Origin of the sequence: Blautia sp. DFI.6.71 (assembly GCF_020593585.1) — a bacterium.
GTDB lineage: Bacteria > Bacillota > Clostridia > Lachnospirales > Lachnospiraceae > Blautia_A > Blautia_A wexlerae.
Genome location: NZ_JAJDMJ010000083.1, coordinates 1 through 9,439, shown reverse-complemented (window position 1 = coordinate 9,439; position 9,439 = coordinate 1). Strand labels below are relative to the sequence as shown.

Genomic DNA, 9,439 nt, shown 5'->3' with positions numbered 1-9,439 from the left:
AAAAGCCTTGAAAATTTATGAGGATATATGGGCAGACGAACCCGAATTGATTGAAAAAAAATATAAAGAAATTCAGGAATTGTATCCACAAGCCGGGATTGCTCTGGCTAAAAGTATTCTACTAACCAAACACTGAATAAATATATTCATCTATTACATGTACTACAAACGATTCTAAAATGAATTACTAATCTGTTTTCTATTAAGTAACGATTGTAGCAGAAGATACGAAAAACTCCGTATCTTCTGCTCGTTCTCAGTTAAATGTTTTGTGCATCTAAAATGGCTGCTAAATACTGCTCCTTGCCTCTTGCTCCTTTGTATAGTTCATAAGAAATTTTTCCATTTTTCAAGAAAAAAATATGATTACAATAGCTAACGGAAAACGGATCATGTGTAACCATTACAATTGTCGTTTTAAATTTTTCATTTATTTCTGTAAACATCTCCATTAGTTTTTCCGAATTCCGTGCATCAAGTGCTCCAGTTGGCTCATCTGCTAAAATCAAACGACTATTATTGACCAATGCTCTTGCACATGCACACCTTTGTTGTTGCCCACCAGAAACTTGATAGGGATATTTATTTGCTATTGCTTTAATTTCCAAAATTTCCATAATCTTATCTGTCTTCTGCATAACATCCGTCCCTTTTTTCCCAGTTAAAAGCAACGGAATATAAATATTTTCCTGTATTGTCAGCATATCTAATAGATTGAAATTTTGAAATACAAACCCTAAATTCTGTTTTCTAAATTCTGCACGTTCATCTTCACTCATTTTAGTAATATCTTTTCCATCAAAATAAATGTGTCCAGCCGTAGCTGTATCTACCGTTCCAAGTATATTGAGCAAGGAAGTTTTGCCTGATCCAGACTCACCCATTATTCCTATAAACTCCCCTTCCTTGATTTCAAAACTAATTCGATCTATAGCTTTTGTAACATTTCCAGAACTTTCATAATATTTCTCTATATTATCCATTTTTATAAATGCACTCATCATAAATACACCTCTAATAATTTATTTAGAATTACATTCTATTACAATTTTTTCATCACAAATATTCAATACTCTTTTATCATGGGATACTATAATGAATATATGATCTTTTTTTTCTTTTTCCAATAAATGAACCAATCTCTTTACAGTTTCAACATCCAAACCATTTGTAGGTTCATCCATTATTTTTACTGTACAATTTTTTTGAAAATTTCTAACCAATTCCAATTTTTGCATTTCACCACCGGAACAATGAATAATATTATCTTCTTGAATTATATTGGAATCAATATCTAATGAAAACAATTCCAGTATTTTTTTTTCTTTAATAACATCATAATTCTCAATTCCAAAATGCAAATATTCTTTCGGGGAAATGTTAATTCTCTCAATCTGTTGACTCAAAAAAGCAATCTCTCTTTTTCTAACTTCTTCACAGTTTAGTGTTTTTATATTTTTATTATCATAATATATATTACCTGTGTATTTTTCAGGATATAATCCAACTATAACATCTAATAATGTTGATTTCCCAACACCATTTTCCCCAACTATCCCATAAATCTTTCCTTTTTCAAATTTTGCAGAAAGATTTTTAAATAATACCTTTTCCCCATATGAAAATGATACTTTTTCTAAATTTATACTTTCAATTGGTAGCTTATCTTCTGTCAATCCCTTGTTCTGCTCAATACAATTGTAACACTCCGATAAAACCTTATTCATACGATCAAGAGCTACTCTTACTTTGGGATAGTCTCCTGAAAAATCTATAACATCTGTCGCTGCGGATAAAATCATATTAACGTAGCTCGTTATAATAGTAAAATATCCTATGGATATTTTACCACTTATAACATTATATCCACCTATTGCAAGCACCATTAAATAACAAAATACCATTATAAGCCGATTGATGTTTGCAAAAAGATATTGAATTTTTACTTGCCCAATAGCACCCTTCAGCATTCTTCTAAATGATATGGCAAATCTATCTTCCATTTCTTTTGAGACACTATTTTCTTTAACAAACCGAGTACAACGAATTTGCTCCATTCCCTTTGCTGTATATTCATTCCCTGCCATTTTATACTCTTGCTCATTTTGATACATTCTATTTTCTAATTTCTTATATACAACAAAATATATCGGAATTGTCACAATAATAATTATTCCCAATAATATGTCCGCTTTTATAACAAACAGGGCACTAATTACAAGTAAAATTATATTATATGTAAAATCCGGAAGCCCATTTAATAAAAATCCACTAATTGTTGCTGCATCTCCAGTAATTTGATCTGTCAAGAAAGCTGCATCTTTATTCTGAAAAAATGTCAAAGAACTTTTATATATCGTTTGAAATATCTTATTACATAATTTATATAAAAATGTATTATTTAACTTTGTCATAAAATATGTCATACCAAATTCCAACATAATCGAAAATATATTCAAAAATGCAATAGCTACGACAAATACCATAATTGCAGAATGTTTATCGACTAAAGAATCAATATATATACCGCTAACATAAGGAACAATAAGTTGTAATATCATTGTACAAACAGTTATACAAATATAGGCAATAATAGTCTTTTTTAAATTTATTATTTCATTTTTTAAAAGTTTTTTAATATCCATTCTTTCTCCATTTATCAAATAGTTACAGGTCAATGCCCCTTATGAAACATTGACCTATAAGTTTTTTCTATTATTTATTTCCCAATTATATGATAGAAGCATGTATATTTTTTGCAACCCTTAGTATGGCATGATGCTTTTCTTGTTGCTTCTAATGGTTCTGATAATACTTCCATTATTATTGACCTCCGCTTTCTTTCATTGACCTTTATTTACCAAAAATATGGTAAAAACATGTGTATTTTTTACAACCTTTTGTATGACAAGCTTTTGCACTTGTTGCCATTACTGGACCATTTAATACTTCCATATACTTTCATCCCTTCCTGTCAAATTTTCTCATATTCTGTCATATTATAAAATATCAGCAGGATATATCTCCAATATGTTTTGAGAAATTTTCATTTGATTTATTTACCAAAAATATGATAAAAACATGTGTATTTTTTACAGCCTTTTGCATGACAAGCTTTTGCACTTGCTGCCATTACTGGACCATTTAATACTTCCATTAAAATTACCTCCTTGTAGTATTTTTCATAAAGTAATTAATTTCCATACCAGCAAACTTTTCCTCTATGATTTTCTCCTTTATGTATCTTTTTAGCTAACTTCTTAATAAGTTCTTCTAATCCTTCAGCACCTGTATTATATACTGGACAGGTATAATTACAAGAATCCGAACTACATTTCCGAGTCGCAGGTTGCACTAAAATTTTCATGATGCATTCCCCTTTCCTGTTTCAATACAGCATCTGCATATGCCTGCATAAACTCACCGACATTATAACGATACTGCTCACATAATTGATTATTTTCTATTCTGCTATGAGGACATCCCCCAAAACATATTGGCATAAATTTACATCTACTACATACGGCATCTTCTGTTGGATCATAAAGCATATATTCTGCCAGTACCTTTTGTGTTTGAGCTGCACTAACCTGCATTTTTTTTGTTGATTCCACCCAATCTCGAACCGTTCCAATTCGTCTATCCATAACGCCTACATCACTCCAGCATTTATATATATTGCCTTGTGCATCTATAACGTAGCCTTGTGCATAATCCGCACCACAGTAATTTCCCATTGGCTTAGGATATAAAGATGCCAACGGCATATCGTTCTTCAGCCAAAAATTCAAATTAAATTCTGAATATTTCTCAGAAGACATACATGCACAATTTGAGCATGAGCCATTTGTTGCTGTAACTAATCCAAGATAGCAAAAAACGTCTTCATATATTCCCTTTCTTTTAAGTTCATCAACAACTGCCTGTACTTCATTCTGATTTTCTTTGTCAACATTGATGCGGATAGCAATTCCGATTTTCCCGTGAATTTTATCCAAATTATCCACAATCTTTTCGTATGTACCTCCTCCATTTGCTAAAGGACGTCTTGAATTATGAATCTTAGCATCTCCGTCCAACGTTATCTGAGCATCAGTTATATCCAAGTCCAATAGCTTGTTACACACGTCCTCGGTCAACAAATATCCATTTGTAATAATACTTGCTGAATATTCGATATTAAAGCGTTTGCAAATCTTCTTAAACTTCTTTGTCAATCTTTCTATTGGAGAAATAGCTAATAATGGCTCTCCACCATACCATGTAACAACCAACTTTTCCAAATGAGACGCTTCTTGTTCCACCATTTTACATATGTTTTCTTCTGTGTCTTCCGACATATGGCCATTGCTATAGTGCCCACTTTCAAAACAATATGTACATCTGAAATTACATGCCATTGTCGGTGTAATCGTTAATGATAAAACAGATGTATCATATCTTGAATTTAACATCCGAATTTTTATATCCTTTTTTTCATCAAAATCATCTTCAATTAAAAAGCCACAATATTTAAGTTCCTCCAAAAACTTCTCATCTGATATTTCTATTCCAGTTTCAATAAACTGTACAAATTCCTTGTGATGTTTTGCTTCCATATGCGCTAAACTTCCGGTTCGCATATTATAATATAAAGCATCTCCATTTCCATTTTTATTTTCAATAACGTAATTATAATATGATGGTTTCATAATTTATCTTTCCTTTCCATAATTTATATTTCTTCTGAAAAATATATCTGTTATTATAAAATAAACAATATATACCGTAAGTATCCACAAAAGAGACAGCCAAATATAACGCCCGAATGATGTACGTAATCCTGTATCAAGTATAAACTGAGTACTTATTTTTACTGATATAAGCCATCCCGGAACAATCGAAATTACCAAAGGAATTAAGTAATCTATCGCTAATTGCTTATGAATAATAATATCAATCTCCTTTTGAGTCATTCCAATTTTCATCAGCAGTTCATAACGTTTTTTACTTTCTTTTGTTGTACTCATCAAATGTGCAGCTAAAAGTGAGATAGTAACACAGAGGAATACAAGGCTAACATAAGCAAAAGGAAATAACACTGCTGTAACTGTAGATTTTAAGGTTATTTCTACCTCTTTTTTTGCCAATACCGGGCTTGTATACAAGATACTATGATTGCTTCCATAATGAAAATTTCCACCATAATCATCTAATTTTTCAGTAATATCCTCAGTTACAGGTCTTTTTGTTGTAGCTGCCATTACAGAATAATATGGAGTCATATTATCAACAATTTCATCTGGAAGAACTAAAATGTAATCTGCTCCATTATGTCCATTTTGTTCAAAATCAACAGTACATATCTTTTTACAATGTAATTTATGGTTTTCACATGTAATTACTCTATTGCGAATAGCATCCGACAATTCAGGTTCCAGCCTCCGCTTGATTTGAAGCACATATTCATCTTTATTCAATGTAATCTCTTTTTCGCCGATCATTTTCAATAAATAATTATAATCGCTTAGTTTTATATAAGTATCATATTTATAATAAACATCAAAATCTTCTTCCATTTTCAATTTATTTTCATCAAATTCCCCTTCCTTATTTGTAAGTTCATTGCCGAAAAATTTTAAGTTGGTATATAACCACTCATTCATATAACTACTTTGATTTTCATAAATAACATATTCATGATACATCTGCATTCCAACAGAATCACTTAATATATCTTTTTCCTTCTGGAAATCCAAATTCGGATTCTCATGATATATCATAAAATCATAAGGGTATTCTGCATCAATTTGCTTATTTTCATAATCTGTATACATCATGGCAATTGAACTACCAATTATTGAAATCATCAAAAGGAAGGCTACAAAAAAAATCACTCTTTTTATAGATTTTATTTCTGCCTCTACCGATTTCCAGATAAACAAACGATTTCCAGACAAAATCCACTTTCTTGTTACATGTGCTTTTATTTCTTCTTTTCTCTCGGTGATTTTTTCTAATTCACAAAGCTGGCAGATAGTTGAATTTAAAAATTTTTTCCGTATTTTGACCAATGCAATTCCGTAACAAAAGAAATATATTAGAGCAGTCAATATAACTGCTTGAAAATAAAAATTCATTTCAATTACATAATCCAGTCGAAACATTCGATAAAAAATAACCATTAAAAATTGTTTCAGTAATTCTCCCGCTGCTACTCCCAAAACAAATGCTATAAGAGCCATTAATATTGTTTCTTTTGTGTAATTTTTAAATATTTCTTTTTGTTTAAGTCCAAACAGCATATAAAGAGACATTTCTTTGCTACGATATTTAAACGACTGACGCATCATATAAAAAATCAGCCAAATCATTACAGCAACAATAAAAATTGTTACAAATCCGATTAAAACATCCATAACAAAACTTTGTTCACATATTTGCTGAACGTCCTTTGAAAAAAGCATTGAATCAAACGCAAACATCAAAGCCTCTATTAATATCATAGTAAAAAAATATACTGGTTCTCTTGCTATGTTTTCCTTAACATTACGGTATGTTAATCCAGTTAAACTTAACATATTCACCCTTCTTCTTTTATCCTATCTTTGTTGACAGCATCATTATATCAGTAACATAATGAAAGTCCTATTGATTTTTCTTACCTCAATCTTACATTTTTGTCACTTTATCTGACTATATTGAAAGTAAATTTAATAGCTGTAAATTCTCCATAAATAGACTCTGCTTTAATATCTATATCCAACTTTTTACATAGTTTATAGACTAGATACAATCCCATACCCGTAGACTTTTCATTTTCTCTTCCATTACTTCCAGTAAACCCCTTATCAAAAATTCTTGGCAACTCTTCTTTTTTTATCCCTTTACCATTATCTAATATTTTTAAAAGTATTTTGCCATTCTCTCTTTTTACACTCATAATTATTTTGGCATCTTTTTCTTTTTTATATTTAATTGCGTTCAGCAATACTTGTGTAATCATGAAAACAAGCCATTTTTCATCGCCATAAACATATATATCCTTATCGCATTTTAACTCTACTGCTACGGAACTGTTCATCACAACAGTACGATTTTTATTAACTGCCCTCGAAAGAACCTTCCAAATATTTAATTTCTGTATCAGATAATCCTTATATATCTGTTCAGATCTAGCATAATATAAAGCACGATCTATATCATTTTCAATCCTACTAAGTTCTATATTCAAATCTCTTTTTAATTCTAAATTATTTTGAATTCTATTTTCTAACATTAAGTGTATAGAAGTGATTGGTGTTTTCACCTCATGAATCCATTGTTCTATATAATCCTCATATTCTTTCTGTTCATCTTCCATTTTATGTATTTCTTCAATCGCACTACTTCCGATTTTTCTTAATAATTCTTGATATATCCGATCCTCTATTTGATAAGAAACGGGTAAAAGTTCTGCAATTAACCAAGGTTCATTCAGATCTTTTACCCGCTTTTCAATTATGTCAAAGTATCTTTTTTTTCTATACCAATCCATCAAATATTTCATCATTGTCATACCTGTAACAACTATTCCTATCAAAAATATCACACTGAAAGTATTTCCAATAATATATAAAAACTCCAGCATAATAAAAAGTACAAAAAATGTACCCAGTATTTCAGTAATCTTGTTTAGAAAATAATCTTTAAATCTCATCATTTTCATCCATCCTTATTTTAATTTTTTTATCTTTAAATTTCCCAAAATTTGTCATTTCAATTTTGTTTTTTCCTGTAAAATATACCCCATTCCTCTCTTTGTTTGTATTACATTATATACCCCAATACTTTCTAGTTTATTTCTAATTCTTTTAATATTCACACTTAATGTATTATCATCAACAAAACTCTCATTATCCCACAAATCATTCATCAAATCCTCCCTTGATACAACTTCGCCTTTATGCTCAAAGAAATAACGTAGAATATGCAATTCATTTTTTGATAACTCCACTACATTCTGGTAATGTTTCAACTTCGCAGCGACTACATCCAACTCTAAATCCTCAAACGAAAGTATATTCTCACTTCTTTTTGTAGTCCTTCTCAGTACTGCTGAAATATGGGCCAATAGCACTGCCGGTCGATATGGTTTCTCAATAAAATCATCTCCTCCACTCAACATACATTCTAATTCAGCTGCCGATGAATTTTGTGAAGTGACAAAAATAATAGGAACCTCTGATAACATACGTATTTGTGCACACAACATAATCCCATCTACAGACGGTAACGAAATATCTAATAGAATCAAATCTGGTTTAACATCTTCTATTTCTTCTGGAATAGACGTAAACTTTTGGGCAATTGTTGTCCTATATCCTTGATTTTCAAGCAATACCTTCAATTCTCTTTGAACCGTCAAATCATCATCTACTACATAAATATGGTACATTTTTCTCTCCTGCCTAATTAAGCATTATTATTTCTTGGTACATGCAACATCTGTTTTTTCATAATAAAGCATTTTTCCATATTATAGCATTTCATTTTAATACACTCAATAAAAATAGTTACATAACTAAATTGAAAAATATTTTCATTATCTGCTTTTTTCTCAATTCCAGCTCAATTTCCCTTCAATGTCTTTCCCTTCCAATTTTCGTATGCTTATCTCACAGCAAAGCAGTATCACATCGGTACAGCCTGCTGAATCAATCAATACGAAAATGGAGGTATTTTTTATGCGAGAACTCAGAAACACAAAAATCATTGCTGTAGATCATGGCTACGGCAACATGAAAACAGCAAACACCGTCACACCAACCGGAATCAAAGCCTACGAAACAGAACCAATCTTCACCGGAAATATTCTGGAATATAACGGCATCTACTACCGGATTGGCGAAGGGCACAAAGAATTTATCCCTGATAAGGCTATGGACGAAGAATATTATCTTCTGACATTGATGGCAGTTGCAAGGGAACTGAATGTCTTTTCTATCCGTGAAGCAGACGTTCATCTGGCCGCCGGGCTTCCTCTGACATGGATCAGAAACCAGAGGGAAGATTTCCGTTCCTATCTGCTCCAGAATCCTGAAGTCCATTACCGATTTAACAGCAAAGAGTATCATATCCGCTTTGTGGGATGCAGCCTTTACCCGCAGGGATATCCGGCTATTGTAAACCGGCTTGGAGATTTCAAGGGAACCAATCTTCTTGCAGATATCGGAAACGGAACCATGAATATTCTATATATCAACAATAAGAAAGCTCAGGAAAGCCAGTGCTGGACAGAAAAGTTCGGCGTAAACCAATGTATGATTGCCGCTAAAAACGCTGTTCTGGACAAATTCGGAGTAAAGATTGAGGAATCCACCGTAGAGCAGATTCTACGTTTTGGAACCGCTGACATTTCAGCGCCTTATCTGGATTGTATTACTGCTGTTGCCAGACAGTATGTCACAGATATTTTTGC

General features: G+C 31.5%; 7 protein-coding genes. 1 reads left to right on the top strand and 6 read right to left on the bottom strand.

What is annotated here, in order from left to right:
• Positions 1 to 260 precede the first annotated feature (260 nt).
• From LJE12_RS18735 to LJE12_RS18710, 6 genes are all read right to left on the bottom strand, one after another.
• Positions 261 to 1,004 (bottom strand): ABC transporter ATP-binding protein, encoded by a 744-nt coding sequence (locus LJE12_RS18735; RefSeq protein ID WP_306467820.1) that lies wholly within the window; start codon positions 1,002 to 1,004, stop codon positions 261 to 263.
• 18 nt (positions 1,005 to 1,022) lie between these two features.
• Positions 1,023 to 2,645, bottom strand: coding sequence for an ABC transporter transmembrane domain-containing protein (locus LJE12_RS18730; protein WP_227080747.1), 1,623 nt, complete (start codon positions 2,643 to 2,645; stop codon positions 1,023 to 1,025).
• Positions 2,646 to 3,329: 684 nt separating this feature from the next.
• Entirely contained in the window at positions 3,330 to 4,691 is a 1,362-nt protein-coding gene (locus tag LJE12_RS18725) for a radical SAM/SPASM domain-containing protein (RefSeq protein WP_227080748.1), read from the bottom strand.
• Positions 4,692 to 4,694: 3 nt separating this feature from the next.
• Positions 4,695 to 6,560 (bottom strand): ABC transporter permease, encoded by a 1,866-nt coding sequence (locus tag LJE12_RS18720; protein WP_227080749.1) that lies wholly within the window; start codon positions 6,558 to 6,560, stop codon positions 4,695 to 4,697.
• A gap of 107 nt (positions 6,561 to 6,667) precedes the next feature.
• Positions 6,668 to 7,681: a sensor histidine kinase gene (locus tag LJE12_RS18715; RefSeq protein WP_227080750.1), complete on the bottom strand. Its 1,014-nt coding sequence runs from the start codon at positions 7,679 to 7,681 to the stop codon at positions 6,668 to 6,670.
• A 51-nt stretch (positions 7,682 to 7,732) separates the two neighbouring features.
• Entirely contained in the window at positions 7,733 to 8,416 is a 684-nt protein-coding gene (locus LJE12_RS18710; RefSeq protein WP_227080751.1) for a response regulator transcription factor, read from the bottom strand.
• A gap of 289 nt (positions 8,417 to 8,705) precedes the next feature.
• Between LJE12_RS18710 and LJE12_RS18705 the strand changes: the two genes are divergently transcribed.
• Positions 8,706 to 9,439, top strand: a 734-nt coding sequence (locus LJE12_RS18705; protein ID WP_227292356.1) for a ParM/StbA family protein, incomplete at its 3' end; no start/stop codon positions are given.

Excerpts from the sequence above, each read along its gene's own strand:
- LJE12_RS18720 (WP_227080749.1), bottom strand. The coding sequence starts at position 6,560 with ATGTTAAGTTTAACTGGATTAACATACCGTAATGTTAAGGAAAACATA.
- LJE12_RS18730 (WP_227080747.1), bottom strand. The coding sequence starts at position 2,645 with ATGGATATTAAAAAACTTTTAAAAAATGAAATAATAAATTTAAAAAAG.
- LJE12_RS18715 (WP_227080750.1), bottom strand. The coding sequence starts at position 7,681 with ATGATGAGATTTAAAGATTATTTTCTAAACAAGATTACTGAAATACTG.
- LJE12_RS18725 (WP_227080748.1), bottom strand. The coding sequence starts at position 4,691 with ATGAAACCATCATATTATAATTACGTTATTGAAAATAAAAATGGAAAT.
- LJE12_RS18735 (WP_306467820.1), bottom strand. The coding sequence starts at position 1,004 with ATGATGAGTGCATTTATAAAAATGGATAATATAGAGAAATATTATGAA.
- LJE12_RS18710 (WP_227080751.1), bottom strand. The coding sequence starts at position 8,416 with ATGTACCATATTTATGTAGTAGATGATGATTTGACGGTTCAAAGAGAA.